Here is a 19,993-nt window from a genome sequence, read left to right on the forward strand (position 1 = left end):
ATTTATTAATTATTTGAGTTTTGAGAATTTCCACTATTATCTGAACCACCACTAGTATCTTGTGGAGTTGGTACTGGAGTTGGATTACTACTATTTGGCTTTTCTTGAGTTTGAGAAGAATTGTTATTATCAGGCTTATCGCCTTTTGACTTTTTATTGCTATTTTTAGAACTAGATTTATTATTCTTATTACTTTCACTATAAGAAGATTTCCTTGCATCTGATTCTACTCTATACCTATCTTCTCCCGCCGTATCTTTTGCCTTTTTCTTTCTTTGTTCTTCTGCTTCATTTTGTTCTTTTTCTAATTTAGTTAATTCTTCTTTCTTTTTAGTTGCCTCTTCTTTAATAGCAGATGAACCATTTTTTATTTTTTCTATAAGTTTAAGTTCCTTAATCGCATCCTCATAATTTTTTAATTCTTCAAACTCAGTCATGTTTGACATTCTCATAGCTTGCATATACATAGCTCTTGCATTCTCATTAGTATTATCTTCTTCTAATGCAGAGGATAATGATTCCATAGCTTTTTTATAGTCATGTTTTTCTAAATATGTTTTTCCCTGCTCTACTAAATTTATTTCATCTTTTTTATTAAATGAACATCCTACAAGAAATATAGATAATATCGATATTAATAAAATTACTCTTCCTCTCATTAAATCCCTCCTTGTCATATACTTTAAATTTTATCATAATTAGAAAGTTTTTAAAATATTTTATATTTATTACAAGAAATTTGCTAGTAAAGCGAAAAATAAGCAGATATACTAAGAATGATACAACAAACTAAAAATTAATTTAGAGATACATATCTTAGCAAATCTGCTAGTAATAAACTTTAATATTTAATTTTTATTATATACTTCTTTATTTTATATCTCTAAAGCTAATAAGTCTTCATAGCTTTGTCTCTTACAAATTAGCTTATCATTTCCATCAAACACTGACACTACTGCTGCTCTTGGTATTTTATTATAATTTGAAGACATTGAATATCCATATGCACCAGTTGATGTTGTTATAAGTATATCTCCGCTTTTAATGTCCATTATATTTATATCTCCAATTAATATATCCCCACTTTCACAACATTTTCCAGCTATTGTTACATGATTCATAGTCTCATGGTTAATTTTATTCACAATACTACATTCATAACTAGCTTGGTACAACGAAGGTCTTACATTGTCTGTCATACCGCCATCTACACTTACATAAACTCTAACATCTTTTATATCCTTTATCGAACCTACTGTATATAATGTACTTCCTGCATTTGCAACTATTGACCTTCCTGGCTCTATTACTAATGTAGGCACTTCTATTCCAAGCTCTTTACATGAATTTTCTGCTTTAATGATTATAGTTTCACAGAATTCTTTTATAGTTTTAGGTTTATCTCCTTCACTATAATAAACTCCAACTCCTCCACCTAGGTCAATTTCTGCTAATTGTATGTTGAATTTTTCTTTTATTTCTTTTACTAAGTTCATCATTATATCTACTGTATCTATGTATGGTTCTACATCAAATATTTGTGAACCTATATGAGCATGAAGACCCACAAGTTTAATATTTTTATATTCACTTAACTTTTCTATTGCTCTAAATAAATCTCCATTTACTAAAGCAAATCCAAATTTAGAGTCTATCTGTCCAGTTTTTATATAATCATGTGTATGAGCTTCTATACCAGGAGTTATTCTAAAATATATCTCTTGAGTTTTACCTTTATCTTCACATAACGCTTCAATCAAGTCTAACTCATAAAAATTATCCACTACAAATTTACCTACACCTAAATCTAATCCCATGTTTATTTCTTCTTTAGTCTTATTATTTCCATGGAAGAAAACTTTTTCCATAGGAAAATTTGATTTATAAGCTGTATATAATTCTCCTCCTGAAACTACATCTAGACACATTTGTTCTTCATTTATAAGATTGCACATATAAAGAGGTAAAAAAGCTTTCCCCGCATAAGCAACCTTATTTTTTCCTTCTTTGGCTTTAAAATATTCTATATATTCTCTACAATTTTGTCTCACTAAAGCTTCATCAAATACATAAAGTGGAGTTTGATATTTTTTACTAAGCTCTAAACAACTTACTCCTCCAATATATAATTCATTATTATTTACGGTCATAGTTCCATGAAGTTTCATAATAGCCTCCCCAAATTTTATATATTAAATACTTCTGCTATTTTCTCTATAGCTACTTGTTTATCATCAGAATTTATAGCACAAGTTATACGAATTTCTGATGTAGTTATAAGTTTTATCATTATACCATTTTCATTGAATATCTTAAATACTTTAGCAGCAACTCCAGAAGTATTTTTCATGCCAAGACCTACTAAAGAGAATTTAGTAATATTATTATCAATTACTACATGTTCTTCATCTGTATATTTAGATACTATCTTTTTACATTCTCCTAATTCTTCTTTTGGAACTGTAAATGATACACTTATCTTATCTAAAATAGGTGCAGTTTGGCTTATCATATCTACACTTATACCCATAGTTGCTATATCCTCAAATAAACTAGATATATTTTCTGTTTTAAAATCTTTTATTGTTATAGAACTATCATCATCACTAGTAGCTAACCCTGTTATTACTTTATCCTCTAATTTCATGTATTTTCCCCCTCTTATATACGTTCCTTTTACTGCACCACATGCACGTCCAACATAGATTTCAACACCATATTTTTGTGCAAGTTCTATACTTCTTGAATGCATTACTTGTGCACCTAAACTTGCTAGTTCAAGCATTTCTTCATATTCAATCTCATCAAGTTTACTAGCCCTTGAATATTTTCTTGGGTCTGTAAAGTAAATCCCATCAACATCTGTATATATCTCACATTTTCCATTTAATTTAACCGCAAGAGCTACAGCAGATGTATCTGAACCACCTCTTCCAAGAGTAGTTACATCGCCATCTTCATTGATTCCTTGAAATCCAGTTACTATCACGACATTTCCTTCATCTAAGCTATTTTTAATTCTTTTTATGTTTATATCATCAATTTGAGACTTTCCATGAAGACCACTCGTTTTTATATTTAACTGATAAGCATTATAGCTTATAGCTTTACAACCAAGTGCATTTAATGCTATTGATAATAAAGATGCTGAAATCATTTCGCCAGTAGACATCAAAGCATCCAATTCCCTCTTACTAGGTTCATTACTTAATTCTTTTGCTAAATTTATATATTCATCAGTGGATTTTCCCATGGCAGACACAACTATTACCATTTGTGGATTTTCTTTTCTTCGTTCTATTATATTTTCTGCAATTAATTTTATTTTGTCAGTATCTGCTACTGAACTTCCACCGTATTTTTGGACAATTATACTCATGCTTTTTCCCCCTCAAACTAAATTTTGATAAATAAAAACGCCCAAAGGTATACTTTGGACGTGTAAATTTCATAGACCAAGTAACCTTGTAGCTCACCACTTTAAAAGTGACAGCCTTATGCATATTCTGCATAAGTCCAGAAAATTCGTTCGTCAACAAAATTTCTTCGGCTATAGACCCTTTCATCAATTATCAACACTTACCAGCTCCTATTGAATACTATTGAATACAGCTACCTCTACCCTAGGCTCATTATTTTTAATTAATTTATTAATATAGTTTTATCACACTCTATATAATATTGCAACAATTATTTTACAAAATGTGGCAAATCGCTAGTCTTCTTTTTAAAATTAACTTATATACAATTAAATAGTTTATTTAATCCTAAATCTATAAAATTTATACTGTACTCATTATCATATCTCTCTAAATCATTTAATTCAGATAAGTTATCTGGTGTAACTACCAAAACATTTGGCACTTTAAAAAACGGAATTGTAGATTTATCTATTTTTTTAGAAAGATTTTCATATTTAGAAATGTCTATTTCATTATTTAAATCAACGTCGACTAAAACTTGCTTTATACTACCAAATTGGTCTGTATATTCAATAAATAAATCGTATTTCACATCATCTACACTAACATTTCGGTAAAATCTTTTTACATCACAACCTGCAGTATTGATTCTAACAACTAACTCTGACCCTACTAGAGCCTTTATTAAATCATCTCCCTTAAAAAGCTTGCTACCATTTAAATAGTATACATAAGAGAGGTCTTTATAATTATAATAATCCACATCACAAGGATATTTTTTTAGTGTATATTCACTACACATTTTTCTCAAAGTTTTTTTGAAATTTTTTTTATTGTATCTCTTTTGCTCTCCATAAATTTTTCTAAATTGAGATTCTGTAACACATCTAACCCTGCTAATTAAAAGTAATATCTCTTTTTCCATATTAGTCATAGTACATTCTCCTTGAAGTATTATTTGCAAAGTTGTACTAATATTATATTAATTTTATGATATTAAATTTACAAAGAATTAAAATAAAATAGCTAATTTTTATAGAAATAAATTCTATAAAAATTAGCTATTAACATACTAAATACTATTATCAATTTTTTTATTTAAACTATACATTACCTTGATTTTCAGAATCTTGAGAACCCGTATTTTCATCAGTTTCTGTTCCTTCTTTTGCTTTTTTATCTTCAAAGTTTGCAATATTTAGGTTATCAAATTCTGACATTTCAATTACACCAGATTCTTCTTTTGAATACGATATTTTAACTTTATCTCCAACTTGAGTCAGTGGTAATTCGCTAGATACTTTTGAAGTAGCCTTGAATATTATCTCTTTATTTGAATCTAAAGTTACATAATAATTAGTATTTCCGCCTCGTACATCTGGGCTTATTCTTGTCACTGTACCTTCTATTACCTCATCTTTTAAATCATTATCAAGTTTTAAATCATTACCTTTAGATTCTAGTGAATCTTTATAGTTTCTTAATGCTTCGTTCTTATCTTCACCTATTCCAAGTACATTATAATCTTCAACAGATACAAATGCAACTCTCTTAACAAGACCAGCCTTATCTTTTAATGATGATACATATGTTGGCTGACCCAATATATTATACATTACAGGGAATGTAGCTTCATAATTCTTTTCTTGAACATTACCCTCAGCTGATTTCATTGCAGCCGTTTCAGTAGCTCCTGGCTGTTTATACAATCTAGCCTCTTTTGTTCTAGAGTCGACTAACATAAATCCAATTGTAGATTCATCTCCACCTGAAGATGTTATACCCGTATACCAATAAGACCTATTATCATTACCATAAACTAACGATGTACCTTCTGTTGGTACTAAAACTCCCTTTTCTGATATAACAGAATTTAAAAATCCATTAACATAAACACCCCAGTCTTTAATCTGGTCTGTTATAAAGTTTTGTGGCTGGATTCTATCCACCCATTTAGGTGTGTTCTTAACATCATAAACCTTTATTTTTCCAGTTTCTGCATCAACAGTGGCTATTCCTGTAGCATTTGCTCCTCCATAACCAATTTTATGTTCATATAAACTTACAACCCAATAAGGTCTTCCTTCATCATTTATTTCAAGAGTGAAATCTGTCATGCCAGCATTTACAATACCATGTATGTATAAATGTCTTTGTAAATCTTGATGTAAGTAAGCTTCTGGTTGGTAAACTATCTTTATTGGCTTTCCATCTATTTCTTGAACCAATTGAACGTCTTGAGGATTACTAGCTGATACTTTTACATAACCACTTGTCCCACTTAGAGATGTTATCCATTTAATTATGTCTCTATGAACAAGAGGTGCTACCCAGTACAACTCTCCATCCACATTTTGTATATGGAATTTTCCTAATTTTGACACACTACCTATTGCTGGAACTTCTCCAAGTTTTTTGTCACCCAATTTCATGGCCATATCTTCATCTACAAGACGAATGTCATTTACACTGACAGGACTAATGTCATCAGTGAATTTACTTTCAGTTACTTTTCCCAATAGTTCTTTATATGATTTTGCATGAAATACAGGTGTAGAAGTTATAAAAGGAACTACTACAATATACACAAGTAAAGCTATTGCTATTGAAAAATTATACTTAGCAATTTTAGATGCTCTTTCATTTCTATCTAACATCATATCTAGTATCCCTGCTACAACAAAGAAAATTATTCCTACTGAAAATAAAGATGTGAAATCTAATCTTAGTACAGGTAATTTAATAAATGCATAAATTACTACAACTATTAATGCAACTCCATATGTTTTAAGATATCGTTTCATTTAATACTCCTCTCTACAAAATGTTATTATTACTATTATATCCATATATTTACAAAAAATAAATATTTATCATATTTATTATGTGTTAAGATATCTTTATATATTTATACTTCTGTTTATTTAATTATATCTAATATATATATCCAAAAATACTATAAAAATACAAATAATAATAGAAATTTAAAGACTGAAGAAAGTATTCTAACTAAGATTTACGAATTCTTAATTCTCTCGAAGTTAAACTACTATCTTCAGCCTAATTATCTAACAATATTTTTTTATATGAAAAACTCTAAAATAAGTTTTTAGATGTTTGCAATTTTTGATACATAAGAATGTTGTCTAGAATTATATTCTGATAATAAACCTTCATATTCTAAGGTTAAACCAGATAAATTATAAAAATCATTTGGTGTTACTTCAAATGCTTGTTTATTTAAAATGTCTATCTCACTTTTTTCTAACATATCAGCAACAAAATTTGAACATACATATTTATATTCAGATTGTCTATGAATATTCATTGGCAAATATATTAATGCCATTATATCGTAATAGTAATCTTCTCTATAATCACTAATTAATTTTATATTTTTATATAGATTTTCATATTGTAAATTATTTACTTCTAATGAATATACCCTACACACAGTGTTTTTTCTTATAGCATATAATCCTTGATTTATATTTTCTTCAACAAACCCTCCAATAAATGGATTCCTTGGATTTAATCTTCCAAAAGAATACATTGGTTTTAGATTTTCATTTAGTGATATTGACACATGTGTATACAATTTTTTACTTATATTCCTTATTAAGTAAGATAATACAGTTCCTGTATATGTTGTTACAATATAGACTTTATTCATCATTTCCCCCCAATCTAGTAATTAGATAATATTATACACTTACAATTTAATGCCATAAAATATTCTAACATAATAAATGTTGTTTTACAAATTTTGATTTTGAAGTGTTTTAACATTATATAAAATATAATAAAAGTATAAATGTTCTATATTTTTAACCAACAGACGTTTTCTTTAAATTAATCAAATGATTTAGTATATCCTGAACCCTTCCAGAGTCCTTTAAATATCCTAATGCTCCATTTATTTGCGATTTTAAATCTATTTCTACTTCCATATCCAAATCAACATTTCCTTTTTTTATAGATATATTTTTAAGTGTTACTGGATAAAGATAACTTTTTTCTAAGCTAATCTTATTTCCATTAACCTCAAATGGAACTTTTTTATTGTAGTTATTTAATATTTTTTCCAACACTTTATCACTTATCTTGAATTTTCCAAGTTTTACATTTTCAAGACTCACAACTAAATTTTCATCGCTTAAAGTAGGTCTCAATTCAAGTTCATACTGACTATTTATCAAACCAAAAACCTTATATGGTCCTGCTACCTTTATTTTACCATCTTTCATTTCAACAAAATTATTTTCAAGTTCCTTAATGTCATGCTTTTGCATCAATGTATATATTAAATTTTTAAACTCTTCCTCTGAAACAGATACTTTTCCAACCATTCTAAGCGGATTTTTTACTACTTCCATAGAATTTATATATGAGCCTTTTGATAAGTATTCTTCATCTATGATTTTATTATTTTGCGAACTAACATCATATCTCTCTTTTGGTGTCAAGATATATACAACAATACCTGCAAATACTAGAACAATAACAATTAAACTTAATAAAATCTTTGCAACCTTTCCCATAATCGTCTCCTTTATAAATCTGTCAACAGATTTAAAATAAATTTAGATAACTAACTTCACATAATATTCTTAACAATATACATACTATAATACAGTCTTTTAAAGATTAATTCAACCAATCTCATTTTTTGTAAATAAACTGTAAAAACATGTTTTTAGTATAAAAGTTAATATTTTGCATAATACTCTTAATTACACCTTTATTTTTTTCTAATCTTGGATTAAAATTAATATTATGCAATACAGTGTAGTGTTCTGTATTATAATCAAATTAAATAGGAGGTATAAAATATGTCAAATGAAACGAACTCATCTAACTTTATAAAAAACATTATTATAAATGACCTAGAAACAGGAAAACATGACAGTATAATAACTCGTTTTCCACCTGAGCCAAACGGATATTTACATATTGGTCATGCAAAAAGCATATGTCTTAATTTTGGATTAGCTAAGGAGTTTAATGGAAAAGCTAATTTAAGATTTGATGATACAAATCCATTAAAAGAAGATGTTGAATATGTAGAATCCATAAAAGAAGATGTCAAGTGGTTAGGATTTGATTGGAACGAATTAAATTTTGCATCTAACTACTTTGATGAAATGTACAAAAGAGCTTTAATACTAATAAAAAAAGGTAAAGCTTATGTATGTGACTTGACACAAGAAGAAATGAGAGAGTATCGTGGTACTCTAACTGAACCAGGAAAAGAAAGTCCTCACAGAAATAGAACTATTGAAGAAAACCTTGATTTATTTGAAAGAATGAAAAATGGTGAATTTAAAGATGGTGAAAAAACATTAAGAGCTAAAATAGATATGTCTTCTCCAAATATAAACCTTAGGGACCCAATTATATATAGAATATCTCATTCAACACATCACAATACAGGAGATAAATGGTGCATATATCCTATGTATGCTTTTGCTCATCCAATTGAAGATGCAATTGAAGGAATAACTCACTCTATATGTACTTTAGAGTTTGAAGACCAAAGACCTCTTTATGATTGGTTTATTAAAGAATGTGAAATGGAAAACGTACCTAGACAAATAGAATTTGCTAGACTTAATATAAATAATACTGTCATGAGTAAAAGAAAATTAAAACAACTTGTAGATGAAGGTATTGTTGATGCTTGGGATGACCCTCGTGTTCCTACTATATCCGGAATCAGACGTAGGGGATATACTGCAGAAGCATTACGCAATTTCTGTAGTGAAATAGGAGTATCAAAAGTTAACTCTACAGTAGATAGTCAAATGCTTGATTATTTCCTAAGAGAAAATTTACAACCAAAGGCTCCTCTTACTATGGGAATTTTAAGACCTTTAAAACTTATTATAACTAATTACCCAGAAGATAAGATTGAAATGCTTGAAATAGAGAATAATGCTAAAGATGAATCTCAAGGAAAGAGATTAGTTCCTTTCTCTAGAGAATTGTATATAGAACAGGATGATTTTATGGAAGAACCTGTTAAGAAATATTTCAGATTTTTCCCAGGAAATGAAGTCCGTTTAAAAGGTGCTTATTTTGTAAAATGTACTGATGTAATTAAGGATGAAAATGGAAATGTAGTTGAAATACATGGTACTTACGACCCTGAAACTAAGAGTGGCTCTGGCTTTACAGGTCGTAAAGTAAAATCTACAATACATTGGGTTGATGCTAAATCAGCTATACCATGTGAGTTCAGATTATTTGAACCATTAATCCTTGATGATATACCTGAAAATGAAGGTAAACATTTCTTAGAACAAATAAATCCTAATTCATTGGAAATATTACAAGGTTTCGTTGAACCTACACAGATAAAAGATGCTAAACCTTTTGATAAATTCCAATTTGTTAGAAATGGATTCTTTAGTATAGACAATAAATATACAACTGATGAAAAATTTGTGTTTAATAGAATAGTTCCTCTAAAAAGCTCTTTTAAACCGACTAAATAATCTTACAATCAAAAAATGAAGACTTAAAATATAAATTACTTCTACTATAAATAACCTTAGTTAGAAGTAATTTTTTATTTTAGTCTTCATCATTTACTTTAAATGATTAACTTTTTTCGCTACAGATTCCCATAACTTCTATTCCATCTTTTATGCATTCTATGCTAAGAGGAAAGTCTGGTCCTTTTTCTCCATCAATATCTGTTATAAGGGAATCTTCACATTCTATATATAGCTTTTTAGTTTTAAAGTATAGTATTTCATTTCCATTATATTGATCTAAATAATCACCTCTAAGCACACTTATCAAAACTGGTATTGATTTTGGTATTGGCATTCCTTTAAAAATAATTACATCTAGATATCCATCATCTATTTCAGCCTTATATGCTAGATTTATATTTCCTGCTGTTTTGCCATTAAAAATCAACATAAGATACATATCTCCATCATAATACATTTCCTCAGAAGATACTTTTATCTTAAATTTCCTCATATACAATGCTTCTTCTATTCCCTTTATATAATAAGAAATTCTTCCAAATGAATTTTTTAAGTCTGTATTTATCCTTTGTGATACATCCGTAAACATACCAGCACTTGCAACATTTATAAAGTACTTATTATTGACTTTCCCTATGTCTATTTTCTTAGGTTTTGAATTTATGATTTCATTTATAGCTTCTTTTATATCAAATGAAATTTGAAGAGCATTTGAAAAATCATTTGCAGTTCCTGTAGGCAAAATTCCAATTGGAGTTCTTATGTCTAATTCTTTCATTGCATTTACTACTAAATCTACAGTACCATCACCACCAGCTATCAATATGTACTCATAAGAACTATCCACTTCCTTAAATGCATTCTTTAGAGGTTCTTTAATAGTCAATCTATAGGGTATCAATAAATAATTTTGTTCCTGATATAATTCTATAATAGTGTCTAAATTTGATAATATCTTTTTTTCACCTGAATTAGGATTGTATATAAGTTTTACTTTTTTCATTATTTCTCCTTACTCATTTTATTCTTTTAGTATCCAAAATCTTCATTTAAAAAAATCACATGTATTCTTTCTGGTGTTAATTGTCTTTTTATAAGCGTATAACTACAGCATATTCTTCCTGGACTTGAGCAGTCTATACATATACCAGTAGTCTTACATCCAGTATTTGTACTCAATCTTTTACAATTCGCTGGAGCAGCTATTGTTTTTGTTCTTTTTATAGCTTCGTCTACATCTTTAACTATTTTATTTACTCCTGCTATAACTATTACTTTATCAGGTCCATATATCATAGCAGCTACTCTATTCCCATTTCCATCTACATTGTAAAGCTCTCCACTCTCTGTTATTGCATTAGTACTTGTAAAATAAGCATCTGCAGAAAATGATTTTCTGTATATTTCTTTCATTTCTTCTGGTTTGATACCTTTTGCATATCTATCAAGAAAATCATATTTTTCTCTTATAAAATCAATCACTCCTGTTTCAAATAAGGTCATAGAACCTCCACATCCTACTAGAGAGCCCTCTTTAACTATTTCTTCAATTTTTTTAAGAAGCTCTTCTTTATTACTTACTAAATACCCTTTCATATTATTGTTTTCTAGAGATTTTATTGTTTTTTCTATTCTTTTTTCATTAAGCCAATTTAAATTTTGATCCATTTTAACTTCCCCCTTATTTTTAATATGTACTTAATTATTTATAAACTTTATTCTCTTTATAAGTTTATTTTAGTACATCTAAAAAAAAATACAATATAAAACTTAAATAGTTTTCCATAATTTTTTCCAAAATAACTTACTCAATCAAAAAAGGAAAGTAGATGTACTATTCTACTTTCCCTATATTGTATGTAGTATTATATATTGCCTAAAATCTATATATTAATTATATGTTTAATGTTATAGAATATCACAGTTAATTTAAATGTAATACTATATTCTTTTTAAACATATAAATTGTATTATTAAATTTAATATATCCAACTTCAATAAATCTTATTAATTTGATGAAGAAGATGCTATAGCTGCACTTGTTGCTGCCATTACACATGCAATTTGAATAGCAACAACAATATTTAAAAATATATTATTAGTTATAGAGCCTATATTATTCTCATTTTGTATCAAATCTGCATAAATTGAAGCTACAATAGCAGAACTAATCATTACTCTATTACTTTTTCCTAAAGACCAATTTCCAAAGCCTTTTTCTTCTTTCAGTTTATTTGAAACATTTTTTATCTTTTCTATTATTTCATCTTCTCTATAATCTAATAATGAAATTGCTCCTATTATTGGATATCCATAATAATTCATTTTACAATCATTTTCTTTAAATGCTTTTTTAAGTTCAATAGTCTTTTTACATTTAAGCATAGTTCTATCATCACTAAACAAAAGAATTTGGGATAATGCTTGTAAATCATTTCCTTTATAAAAACCATTTTCATTTAGAAATTCATAACATTTTTCTATGTGTTCTAAATCTTCGTCTAAATTTTTTGAATGAATTGCAATAAGTGCTATATTACAATAGTCATCACTAGAAGTTAGAAATGGATGTTTTTTCCTCATGTAGTCATATATTATTTTCATTTTTGATATACATGTAAGATAATCCATTTTCTCTCTATTTTCATAAACTATTGATGCTGTAAATGGTAAATATGTATCGCCTCAAAACTTTACACTTTTAAGTTCTTTGTATATATCTAAAATCATCTTAAAACTACTTTCTGGATTTGATTCAAATGAAAGTAGTGTTGCCATATAAAACATATTATATCCTCTAAAATTAGAGAATAAACCAGTATTTTTTTTAATAAGCTCTATTCGTTCTTCTATTAGTCTAGGGCTTATTATCTTGTTCTTAAGGGTAAATGCAAGTGCACAACTATGTTGTATCAATCCCATTTGCCAAGAACCTTTAACTTCATTTAATACTTTGTAATTTTCTATTAATAAGTTTACTTTTCCATTTATAAAAGATTGTTCCATATTGCCCTCCTAGTAATATATCTCATTGTACTAATAGTTTTATATTTATTATATATATGTTAAATACTACAATCAATAAATATTACTTCAAAGAACATCATTCTTCAACAATAATGTAGCCTTTTTTGTAATGCCTTCCCATATTATTAACTCTATCATAGTACTCTGATTCACTTTCATTACTCCATTTAGGCACAAATACATCTATCGCATTAGAATTACTAAAATACTTACTAGACCCCCTATCCATAACAGTTTTTAATTTTCCATCTACAATAATCTTAGTTCCAAAACTCAAGTGATTGTTTGCTACAAAACCATCTTCTAAATCATCTCCTGTAGCAGTTATCGCTCCATATCCATTTTCTTGATTAAGGCTTGTGTAATAACTAACTTCAAAAGTTATAGGTACTAACTTTTTTATTTTAATACCTAACTGATTTTGTAGTTTTTCCTGTTGTACTTTTAACTTATACTCATCACTATTTTTATAGTCTTCCATACCTTGATTATACTTGGAGTTAAAGCTTTTACCTGACTTTACTATAGTATCTATATTTACTATAGATTCTTTACAATGCTCTGCATCTATTTTTGTTTCTCCATTTACTAATAGCGGAGTTAAACATACACTACATACAACACATGTAATCAATGCTTCTTTAAGCTTCATAAATTCCCCCCTTATTATTTTGATATATTAGCATATTTAATATTATATGTCTACATTTAGATTTAAATACCACACCCATTTGCTTTAAGAAGTTGTCTTATATTTAATTCACCTTAAGCACTTATAAATCCTTTATCTTAGAATTATATAGAGTAAAGCTTTTATCATTAAATATATTTTATTAATCTGTTAAGACCTAAAACTGCTTTTATTTAATTTTTCTATTTTTTAGAATTTAAGAATTAAAATTCTATAATTTTAAAACATATTGAATTTATTTTTTTGAGGTGATATAATTTTTTCAAGAGGTGGTTAATATGATAAAAAATACAAAACAAATTACAGTAAAAGTTAATGAAATTTTATTACAAGAAATATCTAAGATGACTAATGATGAAAATAAGATTTTGACAGATTTAATAAATGAATCAATTATAAATTATATTCTTGAAAACAAAAAAAATAACATTGAAAATAAAGACTTAGAAGAAGTGATTAAATTTTATAAAAAAGAAAATACTGAAAAACCTAAAAGTACAGCAAGAGCTATTGCCGAGGCAAAAACTCACACTTTGTATTAAGCAAATAAAAAAGTTCCTAAAAACTAGGAACTTTTTTATTTTAATAATTATTAATATATCTCAAATTTATAAATATAAACATATTTAATACAATCTATTGTATACTGACCTTACTCTAAAAATAATTAAAACAAAAATAAAATTATGCCTTTTGTATCTAAAATAATTAATTTACATGATTAACATACAAAAAATTTTACTTTTAAATTCGTATACAATGCCAAGTTAGAATAATATTAACCACAAATCTAATATAAACTAAATTCTAATAGGTTTGATTTTATATCAAACTTATTGTGTTAATATTATAATAGTAAGATAAAAATACTAATAAAAAATTACAAATTTTACATAAAACTTTATATTTGATTTATTTGACCAATTATTGTAAAAACTATTTATTTTATGATAATTAATTACACCAAATTATTCATCTTTTTTAATATCTTTAACCCACTTTTCAACAGAATTCAATTCTTTTTCATTTACCCCCTTCTTGAACAAAGATTTCATAAAACTCTCAATAGAACTTCCATGCATATTATCTAAAAAAGTTTTTGTTTCAAAATGTAAATACTCTTCTTCTTCAATAAGAACTGTATAATGTGTATGTCTATCAATCTTTCTCGCACTTAAGAATTGCTTATTTACTAATCTTGATAAAAGTGTTAGTGTTGTAGTTTGCTTCCAATCATATAGTTTTTCCATAGCTTCAATTACATCTTTTGATGCTACAGTAAAATCTGAACTCCAAATAAATTTCATGACTTTTAATTCTGCTGGTGGTATCTTAGTAATAGTCATATGATTTTACACTCCTCTCAAACTTCTACATAATTAAATACTATATTAATAGACTTTTAGAGTCAAAGGTTTTATTTAAAATATCCAATCCAATTTTATTAATATAAATCAAACACACAATCTATTAATATAAAAATAAGTATCTTTTATATAAGTATAACAGATTATTAAATTAAAATTCTAATATTTGACGTAATATATACATTTTTGTAATAAATATATACAATATATTAAAATGAATGTAGCTCTATTTCAAAAACTATTTTTAAGTATATATATGTTATAATAAATGTATAAAATTTTGATTGGTGGGTTGTATATGAATGCATTTATTAGAAAAAGAAATAAAAATTATATTGTTTACCTGGAATTTATAGATGAAGAAACAGGCAAAAGAAAACAAAAAAATATGGGTACTTTTGATAAAAAAAGAGAAGCAAGTAAAAGATTAAATGAGGTAAAAGAAAGCTTATATAAGGAAGGTTTTTTAGTTCCAAATGAAATTACAGTCTCAGAATTTCTATTAGATTTTCTAAATAAATATAGTGAAAATATATCTTTATCTACATACAATAGCTATGTTAGTATCTGTAAGAATTATATTAATCCATCTATTGGGAAATATAAAATACAAGACTTACATCCTATTCACATACAAAATTACATAGATAAACTTTCTTATAAACTAAATCCTCAGTCAATTAAGATTCATATAAATATATTGAAACTTGCAATAAAAAGAGCTTATAGGCTCAAATTAATAAAAGAAAATGTTATGGATAATATAGAAACTCCAAGGTATAAAAAATTTAAAAATGAAATTTATGATAGAGAACAAATGATAAAATTATTAGAATTAGTAAAAAATACAGATATGGAATTACCTATTAATTTGGCCATTGGATTAGGTCTTAGAATTTCAGAAATTTTAGGTCTAACTTGGGATAGTATTGATTTTGAAGAAAATACAATAACAGTAAATAAGATAACTTCACGAATTAATGGTTCTGTAATTCTCAAGGAACCAAAGACAGAAAACTCTATAAGAAAAATATCTGCTCCAAAAGAATTAATGTCTTTATTAAAAGAATATAAAATAAAACAGAATAAAAATTTATTAAAATCTTCTATTAGAAATAATAGTAATTTGTTGTTTTTTAATAAGAAATGTGAACCTATTGCTGAAGACGTTATGAGTAAAAGATTTAAAAGATTTTTAGAAAAGAATGACTTACCTCATATTAGATTTCATGATTTAAGACATTCACATGTTACTTTACTCATAAATTCTAAAGTACCGATAAAGGTTATATCTGAAAGAGTTGGACACTCAAATATAAATACTACTTTAAATATTTATTCTCATGTACTTAAGGAAATGGATAAAGAAGCTTCTGACAAAATTTCTGAAAGTCTATTTAACGCTAATTAACACTATATTTGAATTTAGACTTTTTAACTATTATAATTGCAATCTAAAATTATAATTTTTGAGTACTATGTCTCCAAACTTTATTGTAAGTTTACCCAATGTAGAGGAACAATTTTGATTTGGAGACATTCACTATTCTATAATTTTTTCTTACTTTTATACTAATACCTTAAAACTATTCTAATTTTACAAACCATAGAATCGCTAGGATAAACTACACTTATTTGCACTATTTAGTTACAATTTTAAATCTTTCTTCTAATATTATTTATTATAAATTTACTTTCAGGAAGCGTAGGTATCCTGCTTAGATTATAATTTAGGTTCTGATTTGGCACATCATATTCAATCTTATTTACGAGAAAATCCAAACTAGACTTCATGATTTCGATAGTAATCCCTTCTCCTGGACATCGATGTCCTTTAGCAGGATTTCCTCCACCTTGAGGAATAAAATCAAACAAGTTATCCTTTCTCTCTCTAAAACGTTCTGGCAAAAAATTATCAGGATTATTCCATATTCTAGGGTCATGATTCATACCATAAACATCAAGTATCACAAGTGTTCCTTCTTTAAATTCACACTTATTCCAGATAAAGTCTTTCTTAACTCTTGCACCTAAAAGAGGTGTAAATGGATAGTAGCGTCTAACCTCCTGTACAAACATTTTAAGTTCATTACTATCTCTAGTTAAGAGTTTCTCCCTACATTCTGGATACTCATGTAGTGCTAAAGCTGAAAATGTAATAAAGGTTGAAATAGCAACAATAGGACGTAGTACATTAATAAGCTCTACTCCAGCCATATGACTATCTAACTGATTTCCATTCAAATCTCTATAAAAAGCTATAGCATGAAGTGCTGTTCCTTCTTCTGCTTTAATCTCGCCTAACCGTACCTTTTCTATGATATCTTTTATCCACTCTTCTGATTTAGTTCTAAATCGTCTTCCTTTCAAGTGCCTAATCCCAACAGCACCAAATGCATCAATCATTGAACTAAATTCTTTTGCTAATTTTTTGGTTTCAGATTCTTTTAATGGAACTCCAGCCCATTGACAGGCTACTCTACATAATATTTCATTTAGTTCATCAAAAATAATAATCTGCTCTTCATTTTCCCAAATTTTAATAGAATTTTTAAGCTTCTCCATTGTAAGTTTAGCAAGTTGATTTTGATGTGATGAAGTCATCAATGACATGAATAAACGCTTTCTATGAATATGAGCTTCTCCATCCATAGATTGAATAGCTCCAACTCCAAATAATGTTTTTTGTACTCTTTTAGGTGTTGCACCATTTCTATAAAAAAGTTCTGAATCATAAAAAATTTTTGCAGCCTCTTCTCCAGTCATGCAAATCACTTTTTGTCCAAGTAGGTGAGTCTCAAATATATCAGATTGATACTGACTAACTCTGTTTTTAATAAATAAATATCCCTCATGTAATAAATTAAGAGTGTTATCTAAGCCTTCATCATATGGAACTTGTTTCTTAATTGACATACTACTATGCTCTCCTTTTCTTGTTAACTCTAGAGTTAGGTTACTTTAACATAATTATCTCTTCTAAAATACTTTTTTAGAACAATAATTCTACACCATTTTTATTATTATCTATATCATCATATATAATACTTCTACAGTTTAATTTATTTAGTAGACCATGTAATTGTACCACTTGCTCCTCTTATATCTAGTTCTAATAAAAACTCCTCTATTGCATCTTTTAATTTCATAAAAAAAGTACCTCCTTGTTATTTTTTATAAGCTAGAAAATCAATATATAACTTTCTAGCTTATATAACATGTAAGATACTTTTAAACGGGTTCTATATTAAATTCAAGATTAATAACTAGAGTAATTTATTTATCTTTTCCATACATTTTAGCTAATTGGTCTTGTATTTCCTTACTTTCTAAATACTCGTCAAAATCCATCTTTCTATCCATTATTCCATTTGGAGTTATCTCTATAATTCTATTTGCTATAGTAGATATAAACTCATGGTCATGAGAAGTAAATAAAAGCACTCCTGGGAACTTTTCAAGACCTTTATTAACAGAAGTTATACTTTCTAGGTCTAGGTGATTAGTAGGGTCATCTAGTACAAGTACATTTGCATTTGAAAGCATCAGCTTACTAAGCATACATCTAACCTTTTCTCCTCCAGATATAACTTGAGCTTCTTTTAACGCTTCTTCACCAGAGAATAGCATTCTACCTAAAAATCCTCTTATAAAGCTTTCACTTTTTTCTTCAGAGAACTGTCTAAGCCAGTCAACTAAAGAATATTCTACTCCGTCAAAAAACTTATTATGATTCTTTGGAAGATAATCTTGAGAAGTAGTTACTCCCCATTTATATTCTCCACTGTCTGGTTCAAGCTCTCCCATAACTATGTTAAAAAGTGCAGTAGTAGCTATTTCATCACCCATAAACACTACTTTATCATCTCTATCCAATCTAAATGATACATTATCAAGAACCTTAACTCCATCTATAGTTTTAGTTAAATTGTGTACTTCTAAAACTTCATTCCCAATTTCTCTTGCAGGTGTAAATCCTACATATGGATATCTTCTTCTAGATGGTTGTATATCTTCAACTTCTAATTTTTCTAGCTGTTTCTTTCTTGATGTAGCTTGCTTAGCCTTTGATGCATTAGAACTAAATCTAGCTATGAATTCCTTTAATTGAGCTATCTTTTCTTCAGTCTTTTTATTTTGGTCCTTAGCAAGTTGTAAAGCTAATTGACTTGACTCATACCAGAAATCATAGTTTCCAACATACATTTGTATTTTACCAAAGTCTACATCAACTATATTAGTACATATTTGATTTAGGAAATGTCTATCATGTGATACTATTATAACTATAGATTCTTCTAAATCCATTATAAAATTATTTAACCAGTTTATTGATTTAAAATCCAAGTGGTTTGTAGGCTCGTCCATTAATAGTATTTCAGGCTTACCAAAAAGTGATTGTGCTAGCAATACCTTAACCTTTTCTCCACCAACTAATTCTTTCATTTGTTTGTAATGCATATCTTTAGTTATACCAAGACCCATAAGTATTTTCTCAGCGTTAGTTTCTGCATCCCATCCGTCAAGTTCTGCAAATTCACCTTCAAGTTCAGCAGCTTTTATCCCATCTTCTTCGTTAAAATCTTCCTTCATATATAGTTCATCTTTTTCTTTCATTATGTTCCAAAGTCTCTCATGACCTCTTATAACAACGTTTAAAACAGTTTCTTCTTCATATTCAAAGTGGTCCTGTTTTAAAACTGACATTCTTTCTTTATCAGTTATAGATATACTACCTGTATTTGGTTCTATTTCTCCTGATAATATTTTTAAAAAAGTAGATTTTCCCGCACCATTGGCTCCTATTATTCCGTAGCAATTACCTTTAGTGAATTTTAAGTTGACATCTTTAAATAGTTCCTTATCACCAAATCTAAGTCCAACACCTGTAACTTGTAACATTAATATATTTTCCTTTCTTTTTGCTCATAATTTATTTTATCATAAAATTTTGATAACATTTTTATTATCTATTATCACGTAAAT

The 19,993-nt window shown here is 27.4% G+C and carries 16 protein-coding genes and 1 pseudogene; 3 read left to right on the forward strand and 14 right to left on the reverse strand.

All coding sequences use genetic code 11. The features are described from left to right. Positions 1-5: 5 nt before the first annotated feature. The 7 genes from JJC02_09765 to JJC02_09795 form a co-directional block, all read right to left on the reverse strand. On the reverse strand, positions 6-659 hold the full coding sequence (locus JJC02_09765) for a hypothetical protein (GenBank protein ID UDN53202.1): 654 nt from the start codon (positions 657-659) through the stop codon (positions 6-8). A 216-nt stretch (positions 660-875) separates the two neighbouring features. Then, positions 876-2,168 carry a diaminopimelate decarboxylase gene (lysA, locus tag JJC02_09770; GenBank protein ID UDN53203.1) on the reverse strand — a complete coding sequence of 431 codons (1,293 nt, stop codon included), beginning with the start codon at positions 2,166-2,168 and terminating at the stop codon, positions 876-878. A 17-nt stretch (positions 2,169-2,185) separates the two neighbouring features. Continuing rightward, on the reverse strand, positions 2,186-3,379 hold the full coding sequence (locus JJC02_09775) for an aspartate kinase (GenBank protein UDN53204.1): 1,194 nt from the start codon (positions 3,377-3,379) through the stop codon (positions 2,186-2,188). Between the two features lie 359 nt (positions 3,380-3,738). Beyond that, the gene (locus JJC02_09780) at positions 3,739-4,356 is read right to left on the reverse strand and encodes a hypothetical protein (GenBank protein UDN53205.1); all 618 of its coding nucleotides are present in this window, start codon (positions 4,354-4,356) and stop codon (positions 3,739-3,741) included. 169 nt (positions 4,357-4,525) lie between these two features. Continuing rightward, positions 4,526-6,226, reverse strand: a complete 1,701-nt coding sequence (locus JJC02_09785; protein UDN53206.1) for a hypothetical protein — start codon at positions 6,224-6,226, stop codon at positions 4,526-4,528. Positions 6,227-6,531: 305 nt separating this feature from the next. After that, positions 6,532-7,095, reverse strand: coding sequence for a hypothetical protein (locus JJC02_09790; GenBank protein UDN53207.1), 564 nt, complete (start codon positions 7,093-7,095; stop codon positions 6,532-6,534). Positions 7,096-7,249: 154 nt separating this feature from the next. Next, positions 7,250-7,963 (reverse strand): DUF2140 domain-containing protein, encoded by a 714-nt coding sequence (locus JJC02_09795; GenBank protein UDN53208.1) that lies wholly within the window; start codon positions 7,961-7,963, stop codon positions 7,250-7,252. Between the two features lie 291 nt (positions 7,964-8,254). On the opposite strand from JJC02_09795, the gene JJC02_09800 reads away from it, so the two are divergent. Beyond that, on the forward strand, positions 8,255-9,919 hold the full coding sequence (locus tag JJC02_09800; GenBank protein UDN53209.1) for a glutamine--tRNA ligase/YqeY domain fusion protein: 1,665 nt from the start codon (positions 8,255-8,257) through the stop codon (positions 9,917-9,919). Positions 9,920-10,025: 106 nt separating this feature from the next. On the opposite strand, the gene JJC02_09805 is transcribed toward JJC02_09800, so the two are convergent. The 4 genes and pseudogenes from JJC02_09805 to JJC02_09820 form a co-directional block, all read right to left on the reverse strand. Continuing rightward, complete coding sequence (locus JJC02_09805; GenBank protein UDN53210.1) at positions 10,026-10,925, reverse strand: YegS/Rv2252/BmrU family lipid kinase; 900 nt, start codon at positions 10,923-10,925, stop codon at positions 10,026-10,028. Between the two features lie 26 nt (positions 10,926-10,951). Then, on the reverse strand, positions 10,952-11,590 hold the full coding sequence (locus JJC02_09810) for a lactate utilization protein (protein UDN53211.1): 639 nt from the start codon (positions 11,588-11,590) through the stop codon (positions 10,952-10,954). 339 nt (positions 11,591-11,929) lie between these two features. Then, positions 11,930-12,928: pseudogene (locus JJC02_09815) on the reverse strand (DUF4003 domain-containing protein). A 97-nt stretch (positions 12,929-13,025) separates the two neighbouring features. Next, positions 13,026-13,601, reverse strand: coding sequence for a hypothetical protein (locus JJC02_09820; protein UDN53212.1), 576 nt, complete (start codon positions 13,599-13,601; stop codon positions 13,026-13,028). 317 nt (positions 13,602-13,918) lie between these two features. Between JJC02_09820 and JJC02_09825 the strand changes: the two genes are divergently transcribed. After that, entirely contained in the window at positions 13,919-14,182 is a 264-nt protein-coding gene (locus JJC02_09825; GenBank protein UDN53213.1) for a hypothetical protein, read from the forward strand. Positions 14,183-14,608: 426 nt separating this feature from the next. On the opposite strand, the gene JJC02_09830 is transcribed toward JJC02_09825, so the two are convergent. Then, positions 14,609-14,986 carry a BlaI/MecI/CopY family transcriptional regulator gene (locus JJC02_09830; GenBank protein UDN53214.1) on the reverse strand — a complete coding sequence of 126 codons (378 nt, stop codon included), beginning with the start codon at positions 14,984-14,986 and terminating at the stop codon, positions 14,609-14,611. Between the two features lie 319 nt (positions 14,987-15,305). On the opposite strand from JJC02_09830, the gene JJC02_09835 reads away from it, so the two are divergent. Beyond that, a complete protein-coding gene (locus tag JJC02_09835; GenBank protein ID UDN53215.1) occupies positions 15,306-16,418 on the forward strand; it encodes a tyrosine-type recombinase/integrase in 1,113 nt (370 codons plus the stop codon). A 245-nt stretch (positions 16,419-16,663) separates the two neighbouring features. Here JJC02_09835 and JJC02_09840 read toward each other — a convergent pair whose 3' ends face one another. Further along, positions 16,664-17,917, reverse strand: coding sequence for a cytochrome P450 (locus tag JJC02_09840; protein UDN56412.1), 1,254 nt, complete (start codon positions 17,915-17,917; stop codon positions 16,664-16,666). Between the two features lie 366 nt (positions 17,918-18,283). Further along, a complete protein-coding gene (locus tag JJC02_09845) occupies positions 18,284-19,909 on the reverse strand; it encodes an ATP-binding cassette domain-containing protein (GenBank protein ID UDN53216.1) in 1,626 nt (541 codons plus the stop codon). Between the last annotated feature and the right edge of the window lie 84 nt (positions 19,910-19,993).

Source organism: Clostridioides sp. ES-S-0054-01 (assembly GCA_021561035.1).
Taxonomy (GTDB): Bacteria; Bacillota; Clostridia; order Peptostreptococcales; family Peptostreptococcaceae; genus Clostridioides.

Bases quoted from the DNA above. Each gene is read 5' to 3' on its own strand.
- JJC02_09775 (UDN53204.1), bottom strand. From the start codon at position 3,379: ATGAGTATAATTGTCCAAAAATACGGTGGAAGTTCAGTAGCAGATACT.
- JJC02_09845 (UDN53216.1), bottom strand. From the start codon at position 19,909: ATGTTACAAGTTACAGGTGTTGGACTTAGATTTGGTGATAAGGAACTA.
- JJC02_09785 (UDN53206.1), bottom strand. From the start codon at position 6,226: ATGAAACGATATCTTAAAACATATGGAGTTGCATTAATAGTTGTAGTA.
- JJC02_09765 (UDN53202.1), bottom strand. From the start codon at position 659: ATGAGAGGAAGAGTAATTTTATTAATATCGATATTATCTATATTTCTT.
- JJC02_09825 (UDN53213.1), top strand. From the start codon at position 13,919: ATGATAAAAAATACAAAACAAATTACAGTAAAAGTTAATGAAATTTTA.
- JJC02_09790 (UDN53207.1), bottom strand. From the start codon at position 7,095: ATGAATAAAGTCTATATTGTAACAACATATACAGGAACTGTATTATCT.
- JJC02_09800 (UDN53209.1), top strand. From the start codon at position 8,255: ATGTCAAATGAAACGAACTCATCTAACTTTATAAAAAACATTATTATA.
- JJC02_09810 (UDN53211.1), bottom strand. From the start codon at position 11,590: ATGGATCAAAATTTAAATTGGCTTAATGAAAAAAGAATAGAAAAAACA.
- JJC02_09820 (UDN53212.1), bottom strand. From the start codon at position 13,601: ATGAAGCTTAAAGAAGCATTGATTACATGTGTTGTATGTAGTGTATGT.
- lysA (UDN53203.1), bottom strand. From the start codon at position 2,168: ATGAAACTTCATGGAACTATGACCGTAAATAATAATGAATTATATATT.
- JJC02_09835 (UDN53215.1), top strand. From the start codon at position 15,306: ATGAATGCATTTATTAGAAAAAGAAATAAAAATTATATTGTTTACCTG.
- JJC02_09795 (UDN53208.1), bottom strand. From the start codon at position 7,963: ATGGGAAAGGTTGCAAAGATTTTATTAAGTTTAATTGTTATTGTTCTA.
- JJC02_09805 (UDN53210.1), bottom strand. From the start codon at position 10,925: ATGAAAAAAGTAAAACTTATATACAATCCTAATTCAGGTGAAAAAAAG.
- JJC02_09780 (UDN53205.1), bottom strand. From the start codon at position 4,356: ATGACTAATATGGAAAAAGAGATATTACTTTTAATTAGCAGGGTTAGA.
- JJC02_09830 (UDN53214.1), bottom strand. From the start codon at position 14,986: ATGACTATTACTAAGATACCACCAGCAGAATTAAAAGTCATGAAATTT.